This is a genomic window from Dyadobacter sp. OTU695, assembly GCF_038440355.1.
Taxonomy (GTDB): domain Bacteria; phylum Bacteroidota; class Bacteroidia; order Cytophagales; family Spirosomataceae; genus Dyadobacter.
Window position 1 is genome coordinate 1 of sequence record NZ_JASATN010000040.1, and the last position, 14,785, is coordinate 14,785.

13 protein-coding genes are annotated in these 14,785 nt (G+C 43.7%); 10 read left to right on the plus strand and 3 right to left on the minus strand.

Annotation, left to right across the window (positions count from 1 at the left end; translation table 11 throughout):
• Window positions 1–1,117, plus strand: a 1,117-nt coding sequence (locus AAHB90_RS31895) for a type IV secretory system conjugative DNA transfer family protein (protein ID WP_342089386.1), incomplete at its 5' end; no start/stop codon positions are given.
• Window positions 1,118–1,749: 632 nt separating this feature from the next.
• Window positions 1,750–2,049: an ATP-binding cassette domain-containing protein gene (locus tag AAHB90_RS31900; protein ID WP_342089398.1), complete on the plus strand. Its 300-nt coding sequence runs from the start codon at window positions 1,750–1,752 to the stop codon at window positions 2,047–2,049.
• A 423-nt stretch (window positions 2,050–2,472) separates the two neighbouring features.
• Here the strand turns inward: AAHB90_RS31900 and AAHB90_RS31905 are convergent, their stop codons facing one another.
• On the minus strand, window positions 2,473–3,177 hold the full coding sequence (locus AAHB90_RS31905) for a LytR/AlgR family response regulator transcription factor (RefSeq protein ID WP_342089387.1): 705 nt from the start codon (window positions 3,175–3,177) through the stop codon (window positions 2,473–2,475).
• On the minus strand, window positions 3,174–4,214 hold the full coding sequence (locus tag AAHB90_RS31910) for a sensor histidine kinase (RefSeq protein ID WP_342089388.1): 1,041 nt from the start codon (window positions 4,212–4,214) through the stop codon (window positions 3,174–3,176). Before AAHB90_RS31910 ends, AAHB90_RS31905 begins: the two co-directional genes overlap by 4 nt.
• A 734-nt stretch (window positions 4,215–4,948) precedes the next feature.
• On the opposite strand from AAHB90_RS31910, the gene AAHB90_RS31915 reads away from it, so the two are divergent.
• Both AAHB90_RS31915 and AAHB90_RS31920 read left to right on the plus strand, forming a co-directional pair.
• A complete protein-coding gene (locus tag AAHB90_RS31915) occupies window positions 4,949–5,857 on the plus strand; it encodes an ABC transporter ATP-binding protein (protein WP_342089389.1) in 909 nt (302 codons plus the stop codon).
• A gap of 1 nt (window position 5,858) precedes the next feature.
• Window positions 5,859–6,629: an ABC transporter permease gene (locus AAHB90_RS31920; RefSeq protein WP_342089390.1), complete on the plus strand. Its 771-nt coding sequence runs from the start codon at window positions 5,859–5,861 to the stop codon at window positions 6,627–6,629.
• Here the strand turns inward: AAHB90_RS31920 and AAHB90_RS31925 are convergent.
• Window positions 6,626–7,240: a 4'-phosphopantetheinyl transferase family protein gene (locus AAHB90_RS31925; RefSeq protein WP_342089391.1), complete on the minus strand. Its 615-nt coding sequence runs from the start codon at window positions 7,238–7,240 to the stop codon at window positions 6,626–6,628. The genes AAHB90_RS31920 and AAHB90_RS31925 overlap by 4 nt on opposite strands.
• Window positions 7,241–7,561: 321 nt before the next feature.
• Between AAHB90_RS31925 and AAHB90_RS31930 the strand changes: the two genes are divergently transcribed.
• The 6 genes from AAHB90_RS31930 to AAHB90_RS31955 form a co-directional block, all read left to right on the plus strand.
• Window positions 7,562–8,275 carry a thioesterase II family protein gene (locus AAHB90_RS31930; RefSeq protein WP_342089392.1) on the plus strand — a complete coding sequence of 238 codons (714 nt, stop codon included), beginning with the start codon at window positions 7,562–7,564 and terminating at the stop codon, window positions 8,273–8,275.
• Between the two features lie 87 nt (window positions 8,276–8,362).
• Window positions 8,363–9,994, plus strand: coding sequence for an MBL fold metallo-hydrolase (locus AAHB90_RS31935; RefSeq protein ID WP_342089393.1), 1,632 nt, complete (start codon window positions 8,363–8,365; stop codon window positions 9,992–9,994).
• Window positions 9,995–10,011: 17 nt separating this feature from the next.
• Window positions 10,012–11,274: a beta-ketoacyl-[acyl-carrier-protein] synthase family protein gene (locus tag AAHB90_RS31940; RefSeq protein WP_342089394.1), complete on the plus strand. Its 1,263-nt coding sequence runs from the start codon at window positions 10,012–10,014 to the stop codon at window positions 11,272–11,274.
• A gap of 1 nt (window position 11,275) precedes the next feature.
• Window positions 11,276–11,524 (plus strand): acyl carrier protein, encoded by a 249-nt coding sequence (locus tag AAHB90_RS31945; RefSeq protein WP_342089395.1) that lies wholly within the window; start codon window positions 11,276–11,278, stop codon window positions 11,522–11,524.
• Between the two features lie 3 nt (window positions 11,525–11,527).
• The gene (locus AAHB90_RS31950) at window positions 11,528–12,205 is read left to right on the plus strand and encodes a 4'-phosphopantetheinyl transferase family protein (protein ID WP_342089396.1); all 678 of its coding nucleotides are present in this window, start codon (window positions 11,528–11,530) and stop codon (window positions 12,203–12,205) included.
• Window positions 12,206–12,256: 51 nt separating this feature from the next.
• On the plus strand, window positions 12,257–14,785 hold a 2,529-nt coding region (locus tag AAHB90_RS31955; RefSeq protein WP_342089397.1), incomplete at its 3' end, for a non-ribosomal peptide synthetase.

Below are 14,785 nucleotides of genomic sequence, written 5' to 3' on the forward strand. Positions count from 1 at the left end.
AACTTCTCCGAAATACCCACTGATGGGGCTCAACCGCGAATGGATTAAAAAGCAAGGCGATTTTTTTGTAGAGTCTTCTATTAATTTTCTGACAGCCGTTATCTGGTTTCTCAAGCGCTACCAGGATGGCGAGTACTGTACTTTGCCCCATGTGATTGAGCTTATGCAAACCGATTATGAGCAGCTTTTTTCAGTATTAAGGACCGAAAAGGAAATAGAAGTGCTGGTCAACCCCTTTATTAGCGCTTACCAGAACGATGCCATGGAGCAACTCGAAGGCCAGATCGCCTCAGCAAAAATTGCGCTGGCCCGTTTGTCATCACCTTCCCTTTATTATGTTCTGTCGGGAAACGATCTGACACTGGACATCAATAGTCACGATTCACCCAAGATTGTCTGCATCGGCAGCAACCCGCAGAAAGTGCAAATCTATGGCGCGGTCGTTTCATTGTTTGTAACCCGGTTGATAAAGCTGGTGAACACCAAAGGAAAACTAAAAAGTAGCCTGATTTTTGACGAGTTTCCCACCATCTACCTAAATAATATCGACTCACTGATTGCCACGGCGCGCTCCAATAAAGTTGCTACCACGCTCGCTGTGCAGGACTTCAGCCAACTCAGGAAGGATTACGGCAAGGAGCAGGCCGACGTACTGATGAACATCACCGGAAATCTGATCAGCGGGCAAGTCTCGGGTGAAACAGCCAAGCTGCTTTCAGAACGTTTTGGTAAAATCCAGCAAGGCCGCACGGTACTTTCAGTCAACCGGTCGGATACAACCGTGGCAAGTTCGATGCAGCTGGATTTGGCTGTGCCTGCTTCTAAGATAGCCACCCTCAGTTCGGGTGAGTTCGTCGGAATGGTGGCTGATAACCCCGATGAGCAGGTGGTGCTCAAGGCGTTTCATTGCCGGATTATTAACGATCACAAGGCGCTTTCAGCAGAGCAAGAAAGCTTCAAAGCCATACCTCCGGTAAGGCAGGTTTCCCAGGATTCTGTCAGGAAAACATTCTCGCAAATCAAGCGGGACGTACAAGAAATTGTCGACCAGGTCTTAGCGCAGATTAATCAGGATCCGGCACAGGAGCACTTGCTGGTCGTTAAAAAAAGAAAGTAATTTTAGGTGTAGAGTTCGCCGCCGCTGATAATCAAATAATCCATAATATCGTAGGTGTTAAATCCGTGCACCGAGTTGCGACGTAGGATATCGAACTGTTTAACAAGTATTTAATTTTATGACATTTACTGCAAAGCACCGCCCGGCATCCGTGTCCAGGGGCCTTCAAGATTCTTGGAAAACGCCATTCCGGTCGGCCAATTGCCACGCGGAACATGATTGTGACCATCGGACATCGTAAACCAGGTGTCACCGACCAGGTAGGGGTTAAAGCACGCGACGGTCTATTGACTTTCCCATAGCTGCGAATTTTGGTCAGGCTGCAACACAATACCCATATCCGCGTAAGGCCCGCCAATGCCTTCCATCCCCTTTTTAACCGACATTGCCCGCTATATGCTTCCTGCGTAGTCATTGCCGGCAATTTCTCCTTTTGACTCATCACCTGCTCGGTAGGCGACATAGAAAATATTCCATGCATTCTCAGCTTCATTAAAGACCACCCCGGTTACCCAAACTTCTGAGCGACGATTATCAGGCGTTCGGCCGGCTATACTATTAACTATTGTGAATTATTGAAACCGACCATCTGAGCTATTGCTTCCAGGGAAGGCGACAGGGTTCTCGATGAAATCAATCTACACGTTCCTCAGGGAAGTGTCTATGGCTTTCTGGGACCGAATGGGGCTGGAAAAACAACAACGCTTCGCCTGTTGCTGGGGCTTTTGCGCAGCGAGAATTCTGCCATACGCCTTTTTGGGCACCAGCTGCAAACCAGCCGTGTCGAAATCATGGCCCGCATCAGGTCATTGATCGAGCAGCCCTCACTGTCCCTTCATTTGACCGGCCAAGAGAATTTGCAGGTTTTTCGCAGTGCCTATGAATTCGTTAAAAGCAGGGGTGCCACTGGATTAACCCAGACTACCAGTTAGCGGCAGCAAGTATCAACTATAATAATTTGTTATTGATTTCAAGCCGGATTTACCCGGGTTGCCTTGCCATCTCAATCATACAGTACTGGCTCAGCCTGCGTTTCCGAAATTTTGTCGTTTCGCTTGGGCCGGGTCTGGGCCTATGGATTTCTGGCATAATATTGATGGATTGGGACAAATCGATCTATTACCCGTAAGTATATTCAGCCTTCATGTTTTTCATTGATTTTGAAAAGGAGCCAGGGCGACTGGTCATTCTTACATTCAGTTCGCTGACCGCTTTTATATTGTCAGTTGGAATTACGTTTTATGACATCAAGCGACTGCCGGAAAAAGGATAGCCGATCCCGATCCGTATTGCCGACCGATTCGGCATGCTGTTTGAAGAAAGTGGTATACTAAGGCTTCGACCAATTATGTTTCTTAAAAACCGTCCAATCCTATGGCTTTTACAAAGTCAGACTTGAAATTGTTACCGAGTGGTAATTCATTTTGCTTAATGAACACTTTGTTGCCGTGGAGACTAGTTACTTTCGAGGTGTTAATAATGAAAGAGCGATGCACACGCTGAAACCTCTTTGCAGGCAAGTTTTTTTCAATGAGAGACAAAGGCGTGGTACTAATGAACATTTCGTCCTCCGTAACGACCTTGGTGTTGTTTCTGCTGGCTTCCAGGTAGAGGATTTTATCGGCGTCAATACGATGCGTGGCCCTTTCATTTTTTATGAACAAGAAATTATCTCGCAAAGAATGCGACCTCGCCTCGATGGCATTCATAATATTATTGACTGCCTTGTCTGTCGCAATGATGAAACGGTCGAGGGAAAATGGCTTGACCAAGTAATCAGATGCAGATAGCTCGAAGGCTTCAACTGCGTACTCGTTGTAAGCAGTCGTGAAAATGACTTGCGGTTTCTTGTTTATCGTCCGAACCAGCTCGATCCCGCTCAAAACAGGCATGTTGATATCCACATACAAGATATCTATCTCGTGATCAGCCATTTTATCACGTGCATCCAGAGCATCACAGCAGCTACCTACGACATTTAATTTGGGCAAGAATCTACAATACTCCAAAAGGATGTCTCGAGCGATCGGTGAATCGTCAACAATCAAACAGTTTATCATCGTGTAACAATTTTAACTCCTAACTTCATTCTGTATTCCTCATTACATTTTTGAACCTGATAGCTATAATTTCCCGGGTATATCAGGTCAAGTCTGCGTATCGTGTGAGCAAGCCCAATACCCGAGGAGTCTAGCAAGCCGACATTGGCTCCGCCACTTGGGACGCACGTGTTACAGACTTCGAAGAATAGCCAGTCGTGATCCAGATTTAGTTGAACGGATATACTCACGTTGGAACTTCGAGCATGACGCGAATGCTTGAAGGCATTCTCAACAAATACGATCAGTAACATCGGAGCTATCAGTAAGTTAGAGTCGGTAACCTCTGCGATTTGCTCATTGAAGCTAATTTTTTGATCAGTCTGTATTCTTTCGAAAAGAATATAATTTCGAATGTAAGCAATTTCACTCTTAATTGGAATAAATGATGCCTTGGTTTCATAAATGGAGTAGCGCAGTAACTCTGATAGCTTTAAAAGCAGGCCTGGTACACGGCTGTGCTCTGTAATCGATAGACCGTAGATATTATTAAGTGTATTAAAAAGAAAATGTGGGCTTAACTGGGACAGCAGGAGCCGAAGTTCGCTTTCCTGTTGTTGCTGCTGTAACTTAGCTTCGTTTATCTGTCGGGTAAGGCTGTTTCTTACTAGCGCAATTGAAAATCCTAAAAAGGCAAAGAGTATAACCAGAGGGAAACTGATAGCCAAATACTCTAGAAAGTGCTTTACCGGTTCTCCCCTGAACATTGTGCCTGCTCCTACTGATCCTAATACGGTCCACGCCGAAAATGCAGCGAATGCTCTTAGCAATGTCGTGGTATGCATTTGTTTTTTGACCAACAATTTCCCAAACCATCTGCCAAGGTAGGTGCATAGCAGGATGTAAAGGCAGCAGCAGATGGCTGCGAAGCCGATCCCATCGTTTCCACTCAAAAGGACCGGAATAGAAAAGATAGCTGTGAACGCTAAACAGAAGAAGACATGGACGCCGATTTTTGAGGAAATCAAATTTGATACTAGTGCGTCAATGGGATTCATATTCAGTTAGTTATAAAATACTGTATCGACTGATAGCAAGTTGTTCGGATTGGATGCGTATAGTGATTGGCGTTCAGTTTGGAAAGGCCAGATGTCCCAATTATTGAGGCGCTATGGATTACAAGAGGAAAAATAACAGTTTCTACGATAGGGTGGATTGTTATTTTGTTATTTGTTTTAACGTTTATGCTTCCCTGTGAATTTTTGTATCAAACCGCTACTGACGGTGTTCTCACCTTCGGTCTACAAATCACCCTCAACCAGATCGTTTAAAGATGCAAGCTTTTAGCTAGCAAGAAACAATACAATGGTGTATATACGATTATATAATAGCTCTTATGCTAAACGGTAGTATCATACTGATATGTTATAGCTATCAGAACACCCATTTCAGATTGTCCCAGTTCGAGGTCAAAGCGCCGATCGCCTGTTTGACTGTTTGTAACTCTCGAGCACTTAAAATGTAATTTCGGCACTGATTTTTATTATTTCGGCATTGATTTTTGCCTGTCTATCCGATTTGTTTTATAACTAAAATTAAAGGTATAACATTGTAAAAGAGATGTGCAATGGTGGTATGGTATAGACTTGGTATTGCCGTGTTTTGAATGCCGTATTTTAGAAGCCTGTAAGGAATATTTTCGTATTATTTTTTTGAAATTCCGGTCGGTTTAGGGCGGGCTGGATTGGTAGAGTGATTTCGTGAAACGTTCAAATACAATTGAAGATTGCTAATGAACCCAATTGTCTCTGCAAGTGAAGTAAGTTTTGGTTATGTGCCAAAAACAAAAACAGTCAGCAACATTGATTTGAGTATCGGGCAAGGTGAGATCTACGGCTTTCTTGGACCGAACGGTGCGGGGAAAACAACGACCATCAGGTTGTTGCTTGGGCTACTTTTGCCCGACCAGGGAACGATAGAGATTTTCGGCCGCCCTCTTTCAAAGGATCGGAATAGTGCTTTCTCAAAGATTGGTTCGATGATAGAGATTCCATCACTCTATGACCATTTGACAGCATTTGAAAACCTGGAGATTACGCGACGAATTCGTAATCTTTCTAAAACGAGAATCAGTGAGGTGCTCGAGATCGTTAAACTCTCTGAGGCTACCAACATAAAGGTTAGAGAGTTCTCGCTCGGAATGAAGCAACGCCTGGGGTTGGCCATTTCGCTGCTTCCGGCTCCCGAGCTGCTAATTTTAGATGAGCCCACAAACGGTTTAGATCCACACGGAATTATTGAAACAAGAGAGCTTTTCAAGGCACTCAATCGGGATCATGGTACAACTATTCTCGTTTCGAGCCATATTCTCGCGGAGGTGGAAAAAGTCGCTTCTCACATCGGGATTATAGATAAGGGCCAATTTGTCTTTCAAGGAACCATAGAAGCTCTTCAGAATCTGCGCTTCGAAAATTCCAGTATCGACGTAGAAACGAACAACAATCAAGTTGCTGCCAAGTTACTTAGTGGATATTATGAAGTTCTTGGTTATAGTGAAGTAGGCCTAAGGATCTCTTTTAAGGACCGTGCACAGATCGCTCATATTGGCCATATTCTCTGTAAAGAGGGCCTTGATATCTACCGGCTTGCAACAAATTCAAATGATCTGGAAAAGATCTTTCTCCAAATGGTAAGGCATTAACATGAAAAACGTAATAGAGTTTTATCTAGCCGAGCTCATCAAGCTTCGCAGAACCTTCGCTTTTTGGCTTACAATCATTGGGGCAGCGATCATTCCGCTCACCATGATTATTACCTATGTATACAACTGGAAGATGTTTGTTCCCGCTACGGGTGTAAACCCGTGGGACGAACTGTTCGGCCGCGCATTTAATGGCGTAATTCTGTTTATGCCATTGTATATTATTCTGCTGATAGGATTAATCTTTAATATTGAATACAAGGCAAATGCCTGGAAACACATCTTTGTACAGCCCATTTCGAAAGAATCCATATTTTCGGCCAAATACTTAATTGTATTTTCGCTGATAGTTTTATTTATGGTACTTTTTTCCGTTTTTACTTTCTTAGTGGGAGAAATCGTTGGGGTTTATAAAGTTGAACTCGGATTTAATAACAACTCTGCTGATTTTAAATACATCTTTAATTTTTCGATTAAAGTTCTAATTGCCATCTTGGCCACAACTGCGATTCATTTTTGGTTAGGACTCAATATTCGAAACCTTGTTTCGGTGCTCGGCATTGGACTTGCGGGTATTGCATTGGCTATTTTGATGAATGGGAAGGGTGGGTACGCCGATTTTTTTCCATATGCGTATCCAATTATGCTATTAAACTATGTACCATCGTCGCCAGATGTATATTTGGAGCGTTTTCACTTGATAAGCATAGTATATTTTGTTCTCTTTTTTTTCTTGGCTTTTTTTCAATTCAAGAGATCCTTTAAGGGCTAGAAAGAACAGAATTCGGAAAGGACAATTTCTGGATTTTTCATAGGCGAGGCGATTGTACAACAATAACGGGGATGGATATCTATTTTGTGTAAATGCCACTCTCTTTCAAGACCATAACCCACATTATTGCAGATTTTAATCATTTTGGGCGAGACGGACAATCCCGTTCCGCTTGCTTTTAGGATACTTTCTTTTTGGGTCCACAACTCGTAGAAAGCATCGAGTGCATCTGCTGAACTGTTCAGCAGATGCCGCTCGGTGGAAGTGAGAACGTCCCTGAAATCTGCAATATTTATTGGCTTAACATATTCAATGTCAATTCCTACCTGGTCAGTTATGGTAAAAGCACAAACTACCAGGCGTTCGGAGTGCGATACGTTAAAGAAAAAGTCATAATCAACAAATGGTTTTCCGAATTCATTAAATTTCATTTGAATGTAATTTTCCCCGGGTATTTGTAAATTTTGGAATATTTTTTTTATCATGTGTTTTGAAATAGCACTGAGATATCGGTCGTTTATATTTTTAAACCTTTGAACCATTTCTTTTTCGCTAATGGACAACGAATCAAATACTATCGGAAATATTTTCGCATAAGTGTCTTCTTTCATTTCGTGAAAATTTACAAAAATTTTATTTTCTTCCATTGTGATATATTGTAGTAATTATTAAATTTATCCCTGGATATTTATCACTTTATTCTTTTGCTCAAATATAACTAATCACAGTCGAAGTGTAGCTTCATTTATTTCTGAGAAATGAAAATGACTTATTTAATTTTTTGCCTTATTCCAATAACAATCAGCTAACACTCAGATATCTATTTGAGCATCCCTTTACGGCGATGGCGAGGCGACGCTGCTCAGTGCATTGCGAATTTGAAACGAAAGTGAATTGTAGTTTGACGTATAATATATATCGTTATTATTTGTATGAACCGGATCCGTCTGTTTTGCCTGCCTTTCGCCGGCGGAAGTAAATACTCGTATCGCGATCTGCAAGCCCACGCCCCAGACTTTATTGAGTTTGTTGTGTTGGAGTACCCAGGGAGGGGAGCGCGAATCTCTGAGAACTTAAAAGATGATTTGCAGATACTTGTGGACGACGTTTTATCTCAGATTATCTGCAAGCTCGGTGAGCAACCCTACGCTATTTATGGACACAGCATGGGCGGGTTAATTGCATACCTAGTTGTCCGGGAATTAGTAGCGAAGGGCTATCCGTACCCTCAACATCTATTTCTAAGCGGCATTGGGGGGCCATCTGCGGCCTTTCGTGAGGATAAGAAAAGGCATTTGTTAGACCGCGGTGCTTTAATTGAAGAAATCAAGGGCTTTCAAGGGAGTGGGAAAGATTTTTTTGAGAGCGAGGAGCTTATAAACTATTACGAGCCAATATTGCGCGCTGATTTTACCGCGTCGGAGAATTATTCTCATGAGACTTCGATTCGGTTGCCGATTCAAGTCACTGTAGTAACTGGAACAGAGGAAGATTTAACCAAAGAGGAGATTTCTGCCTGGGACAAAGAATCTGCATTTAATGTAGCCTACAAACGACTACCTGGTGGTCATTTTTTTATTTTCAAATATGCGCATGAAATGGTGCAGATGTTTTCTCGTGTGCTGCATGAGCGGGTTCTGGTTTAAAGCATTTGTTAAGATACTATGGTAATATCGAAGTCTTTGACTTCTAGGAGTTTAGCCTTAATTCAAACTTGATTAAAATTAAGAAGGATGGAAGAAAAGAAATTGTTCCTCAAGCCCAATGTCGTTATTGAACCTCTTATTGATCAATGGTATGCATGGAGTCACCTGGTTTCGCCTGCTACCTGCGCTATGAACGTTGTGGATCGTCATCTGGCAATTATCGACTCTTATATCATGGCCCCGGACATTCATGCAGAAGCAGTGAAAAACCCCAAGATGAAGGGTGGGCCCTTCATGGACTTGGGGGGAGGTAGACTCGAAGATGTAAGGGAGCTTCAACGGAAAACCTTAGAAGGCCAAAAGGACCTGATCGAGCTGGCGAAGGCGGTTAAGGAACTGGACCGGCTACTGGCCGCGGAAGCGAAGGGCTTTGGTCTGGAAGAGATGTACCCCAAAGTGCCATCGATCTTGAAGGGTTACGTTGAATTGCATTACGACCGGGCCAACAATGGCGGATTCCGTTTTTTTGAATCTTTACTTTACCAAAGCAAATACTATAATAAGAAATCGCAAAGTATTGCGCTCTGGATAACAGAGAACGATCAACGTCCTTTTTGCCTGAGTACACCCCGGTTGGAAGAGCCGGGTGTCCTTCATTTGAATATACCATTCGATCACAAGTTCATTGATGAACTTGCTAAGATGAAAAGATCTCCTCAGACCCTTTCTTACATCCGGTCCTTCATTGAAATTTCCGGGGCGGATCAGGAGTTGTTCACCAGCTTTTTCACCCAGGAAGAGCCTCCAAAATATGAAAGCTATCACGGAGACAAGGTAAGGATGAGGTATTTCGGGCACGCGTGCATTTTGATTGAGACGCGCGAGACTACCATTTTGGTCGATCCGCTAATCAGCTACTACGGGTATCATTCGGACGTAGAGCATTTTTCAGATGCTGATTTGCCAGATGTTATTGACTATGTGCTGATTACTCATAATCACCAGGACCATATTCTTTTTGAAACGTTGTTGCCGTTGCGTCACAAAATCAAGAACATCATTGTGCCTAGAACCAATAGCGGGAAATTGGAAGATCCTGATCTCAGACTTATGTTCAATAGCATCGGGTTTAACAATGTGATAGCTATGGATGAAATGCAAACTATTAATTTTGAAGATGTTGAGATAAGCGCGCTGCCATTTACAGGGGAGCATAGTGACCTTAACATTCTTACCAAATCGTGCTATTATGTTAGGGTTGGTGAGTTTAAATTGATTTTTTTGGCCGATTCTCGTATTGTTGAGTCGCGGCTTTATGATCATATTCACCAGGCAGTCGGGGACGTGGATGTTTTGTTTTTGGGTATGGAGTGCGATGGTGCGCCGTTGAGCTGGTTGTACGGCCCGTTAATGACCAAGAAGCTCCCACGTGACCAAGATGGAAGTCGAAGGCTAGCCGGCTCTGATTGTGCCAAAGGAATGGCGCTGGTCGACATTTTCAACCCCAAAGAGGTTTACGTTTATGCCATGGGGCAAGAGCCATGGCTGGAATTTATCAGTAGCATCAAGTATACCGACGAGTCAAATCCGATAGTGCAGTCCAATCTGCTTGTGAAGCAATGTCAATCTCAGGGTAGGGTTGCAGAGCGTCTTTTTGGGGAAAAGGAGCTGCTTTACAGCAGAAACCTGGAGAATGAACATGTCGATTTACTATCCTAATTTATTTTGGCAGTCAGATGAAAAGAGTAGTGGTCACTGGTCTTGGCGTGGTTGCGCCAAACGGAATTAATGTGCCCGAATTCAGAAAAGCCATCGAGTCTGGAAAGTCTGGCGTCAGATTTTCTACGGAACTTGAGTTGTTGCGATCTGGCTGTCAGGTTGCTGGACTACCTAACTTTGAGAGCAATGTCCTAAATGAATATTTTACCAGCAACACGCTCCGGAATTTGAATAGCACTGGTGTCCAATACGGTTGCGCGGCGGCGATCGAGGCTTGGCTGGATGCAGGTTTACAAGTTGGGGAACAAGCGGTTGACCTTGATGCCGGCTGTGTCTTTGGTTCGGCTTTACCGGATCTGTCTTTCGGATCAGAATTGATCTCCAAAGCTATTGCAAGTAATGGAGCACGGATCGGTACGAGATACATCGAGCAGATAATGGGAAGTGGGACGGGGGCCTACATCACTGGCTTGCTTGGATTGGGAAATTATTCTGTGTCTACCTCTGTGGCTTGCGCAACGGGGACGGAAGCCATATTGAATGCCGCCAATAGAATAAGAGCAGGATTTGCGAAACGGATGCTTGCAGGCAGTAATGAAGCAACTGATGCGTATACCTGGTTTGCATTTGACGGAATGGGAGTAACCAATAAGTATTCCAACCATGACGCCGACGGAGCATCTATGCCCATGAGTCAGCATGCAAAAGGATTTATACCCGGGGCAGGAGCGGGTGCTTTGATCCTAGAGGATTTGGAGGTAGCCTTAGCCAGAGGCGCCCGGATTTATGCTGAAATTAAAGGTGGATGGACATCATCAGGTGGAGGCAGAAACGGAGGTACGATGACCGCAAACAGTTTTGAAGGGATGGTTTGGTGCATTAAACGTGCGATGCTTGATGCAGAGGTGGAGCCGGGAGACATTGATTTGATTTGCGGACACCTTACATCTACGAAAGGTGACGTGAAAGAAGTGCAGGCGTGGGCAGAGGCCCTTGGCCGTAGAGGCAGTGAATTTCCGGTTATCAATTCACTCAAGAGCATGATCGGTCATTGCCTGGGTGCGGCAGGCAGCATTGAATGCGTAGCCGCTGTCCTTCAACTACATCACAGCTTTATTCATCCCAGTATAAATTGCCAGCTTCCTCATCAAGAGATTATTGACCTCATAGATGAGCAGCGGATTCCTCAACATATTCTTAAATGCCAAATGAAGGTTGTTGCCAAAGCCAATTTCGGCTTTGGAGATGTAAGTTCTTGTATATTTTTTTCTGGGATTTAAAATGGAAAGATCAGACGTATTCGCTTTACTAAAAAAGCTCATTTGGGAATATTTGGACGAAGATGGAAAAAACAGCGATTTCGAGGAGCATTCAAATCTACTTCGCGATTTGCACATTAATTCAGCGCATTTGATTGACTTGGTTATCGACGTCGAGGATCAGTTTGATATTACAATTGAAGACCCGATGCTGGGTAAGATGACAACGGTCGGATCGAGCATAGATGTTATTTTGTCTAAGCTGCGATAGTGAATGAATAGCGAAAGGTCTGTCGGAAACGATATCGTTTTTGCCTTGGGTTCGGATAGAACTGGTATGGTGTTCAGAAACAACTTCATGGATAAAGTGCTTACCTCGTATGAAAAGTCGTTGCTGTCCAAGGTTGCTGAAAAGGATACTTTTTTTTGGATGATCTGGTCTGCCAAAGAGGCCGCGTACAAGTTCGCTTCACGCTTTGACCCACAAATGAAGTTTTTGCCAAAAATGCATTCTGTCGAAGGTTTTCATACATACCGGTATCCACTATCTATGTCAAAGAGACTGGACGGATTTCGGGTATCCACAGGCCTTGAAGAATTTGATTCGGTATCATTTTTAGTGCATACCGCTGCAAATAGAGTCACAGTCCGTTGTGTCGTAATTGGCGAATTTGTGCTAGGCGTAGCATGTAGTTGTGATGCGGATTTCAAAAATCTTCTTTGGGGCGTAAAAAGAATTCCATCGGATCGGTACGCAGTTCAGAGTAAATCTGTGAGAGAATTTGCCAGGAGAAGTATCGCGGATCATTTGGGGATTAATATTGGATTGATCGAAATCGAAGAGAGTCTTTATTGTGCTCCTCGTATTTCGGTCCGAGATACGGATTCACTATGGCCAATCTCGTTATCCCATGATCAGTTTGGGGTGTGCTTTAGTGTCCTTTTAGAATAAGAATTTTTCCGATTTACATATTGGCTAATTTTTCTGATAAACAATTCGATAATGTCAGATAGAACATCATTACACCCTTCTCAGGAGCAGGTTTACTTTGATCAGGTTTCGGCCGGCGACAGCCCCATGTATAACATTGGAGGCTATATCCCGCTGAGGGGTAGACTTGACCGGGCAATACTTATCCAATCGATCACGGAGTCAGTGTCCGTGTTTGATTCAATGCGACTACGTTTTATCGAAGTCGATGGAAATCCAACTTGTATTTTTGATGACGTATCTGTGCTTGTTAGCGTCGATCAACTGGATTTCTCCGATCAGCAGTCCGCCTTGCTGCTGGCCAATTCTTGGATGCAGGATGAATTTAACAAGCCGTTTGATATTTATGTCGAACACTTATTTAAGTTCGCTATTGTCAAGATTGATTCGACCCAAGAATTACTTTTTGTAAAAGTCCATCATTTGGTCACGGACGCCCACGGATTCAGTGTCTTAGTCAAGTTTATTTCCGATAGATATTCCAGGGCGGTTCAAGGTAATGATGAAGGGCCTGCTCCATTACCAGTTTTGTATAGAGATTTTATTCATAAGGATAGCGAATATTTTACCTCAAAAAGATATGATGCGGATGCACAGTATTGGTTGAGCCAATTTGAGCAACCAGTTGCTGCGCTACTTAGACCGATGAAGGGAGGAGGAGAATCTCGGGTGAGTACAAAAACAAGTACCTATCTGTCAGTAAAATTGGGGGAGCAGCGCTCAAGTAGAATGCGTTTTTTTGCAAGCGAAAATGGCGTGAGCCTTCAGCATCTTTTAGTCGCGGCAGTAGGTACGTATTTTAGCAAGACCGAGGATGCGTCACAATTTGTTTTAGGCGTTCCTACCTTCAATCGACGGAGGGATCAGTGGAATATTGTTGGAATGTTTGCTAATGTGGTTCCTTTCCGATTTGATTGGAGTTCCAATACCGAGGTCTCTGATTTTTTGGCCTCAATCAGAGAGCATCAGTTGGTTGATTATCGCCACCAGAGATATCCGATTAGTCACCTTACCCGGGAGCTGCATTCTAATGGTATGCTTGAGGGAGAACTTTATCAGATTCTGGTTAATTACCTGTTGATGGATTTCCAGCTTTCGTTTGGGAGTATCGATACTACCTTAGAATTATTGTTGAGCAATGAGTTAAGGGTCCCGCTTCAAATTTGGTTGTGTGATTTCGGACGTGTGGGAGAATTGGAAATTCGTTTTGACTTTCAAACAGAATATTTCTCTACGGAACAGGTTAAGTTTTTGGCAGACAGCTTGTTGGTCATCTTCGATGAATTTGAACGGTGTCTTCTGAGTCCTGTATCGGAGGTAAAACTATTGTCTGCACAGCAAGTGGCGGCGTTAAGAAATTTGGGTGAAAACACCTGCGAATGGCCAAAACAGCTGACAATACTCGATCTTTTCCAAGGGCAGGTAAAACGTGATGGGGCTGCAACAGCACTTGTATTTGAAGGAGAAACCCTGAGCTATGCTGAGCTGGATGCTGCCAGCAACCGTCTTGGGCGTTACCTGAGTAGTCTTGGGATGGGACCTGAAAGGTTGGTGGGAATCTGCCTGGAGCGTGGTATAGAGATGGTAGTCGGGATACTGGGTATTCTTAAATCGGGTGCAGCTTATGTTCCGATCGACCCAGATTATCCACAGGAGCGCATTAATTTTATGATTAATGATTGCGGTTGCTCTTATGCAATCAGCAGTGAGGGTTTATCCGGTCGGTTATCAGACTTGTGCCAGGTAATCCAGATAGATGGTCTTCACCGGGACTTAATCCATGCAAGTAGCAGCGATCCGTTTGTCTCCGGGGTTTGTAGTGATAACCTGGCATATGTGATCTACACCTCTGGCTCTACCGGCCGCCCGAAAGGTGTTTTAATTGCGCATAGAAATGTGGTCAGGCTTTTAGTTAACGAGCGCATGTTATTTGATTTTGGAGCAAATGATGTCTGGTCTCTGTTCCATTCTTTTTGCTTCGACTTCTCTGTTTGGGAGATGTATGGAGCGTTGTGTTTTGGAGGAAGGTTAGTCATTATTCCAAATTCGACCGCGAAAGATGCTGCGGCATTTGCGAAACTTGTTCACAACGAGGGGATTACTGTATTGAATCAGACACCTTCGGCTTTTGACGTGTTTCAAGAATTTTTCTTGGATTCAGGGCTTGATAGTCGGATCAGATACATAATTTTTGGAGGAGAAGCGTTGAATCCCGGCAAACTGTCGAGTTGGAAAAAGCGGTTTGCAGATTGCGCTTTGATAAACATGTACGGCATAACGGAGACCACAGTACATGTTACTTTCAAGGAGATCTCTTTAAGTGATATTATTTCAGGTATTAGCGTGATAGGCAGGCCAATTCCGACTTTGAATGCCTACATCTTAAATAAGGACATGCACTTTGTTCCGACAGGTATAGCCGGCGAGCTTTACATCGGCGGCAGCGGTGTGGCGCGTGGATACCTGAACCGGGCCGATCTGACCGCTGAGCGTTTTATAGCGAGCCCGTTTGTCGCAGGTGACCGCCTTTACCGGACGGGC

Coding starts and splice junctions, on each gene's coding strand:
- AAHB90_RS31905 (WP_342089387.1), bottom strand. CDS start 3,177: ATGATAAACTGTTTGATTGTTGACGATTCACCGATCGCTCGAGACATC.
- AAHB90_RS31910 (WP_342089388.1), bottom strand. CDS start 4,214: ATGAATCCCATTGACGCACTAGTATCAAATTTGATTTCCTCAAAAATC.
- AAHB90_RS31915 (WP_342089389.1), top strand. CDS start 4,949: ATGAACCCAATTGTCTCTGCAAGTGAAGTAAGTTTTGGTTATGTGCCA.
- AAHB90_RS31920 (WP_342089390.1), top strand. CDS start 5,859: ATGAAAAACGTAATAGAGTTTTATCTAGCCGAGCTCATCAAGCTTCGC.
- AAHB90_RS31925 (WP_342089391.1), bottom strand. CDS start 7,240: ATGAAAGAAGACACTTATGCGAAAATATTTCCGATAGTATTTGATTCG.
- AAHB90_RS31930 (WP_342089392.1), top strand. CDS start 7,562: ATGAACCGGATCCGTCTGTTTTGCCTGCCTTTCGCCGGCGGAAGTAAA.
- AAHB90_RS31935 (WP_342089393.1), top strand. CDS start 8,363: ATGGAAGAAAAGAAATTGTTCCTCAAGCCCAATGTCGTTATTGAACCT.
- AAHB90_RS31940 (WP_342089394.1), top strand. CDS start 10,012: ATGAAAAGAGTAGTGGTCACTGGTCTTGGCGTGGTTGCGCCAAACGGA.
- AAHB90_RS31945 (WP_342089395.1), top strand. CDS start 11,276: ATGGAAAGATCAGACGTATTCGCTTTACTAAAAAAGCTCATTTGGGAA.
- AAHB90_RS31950 (WP_342089396.1), top strand. CDS start 11,528: ATGAATAGCGAAAGGTCTGTCGGAAACGATATCGTTTTTGCCTTGGGT.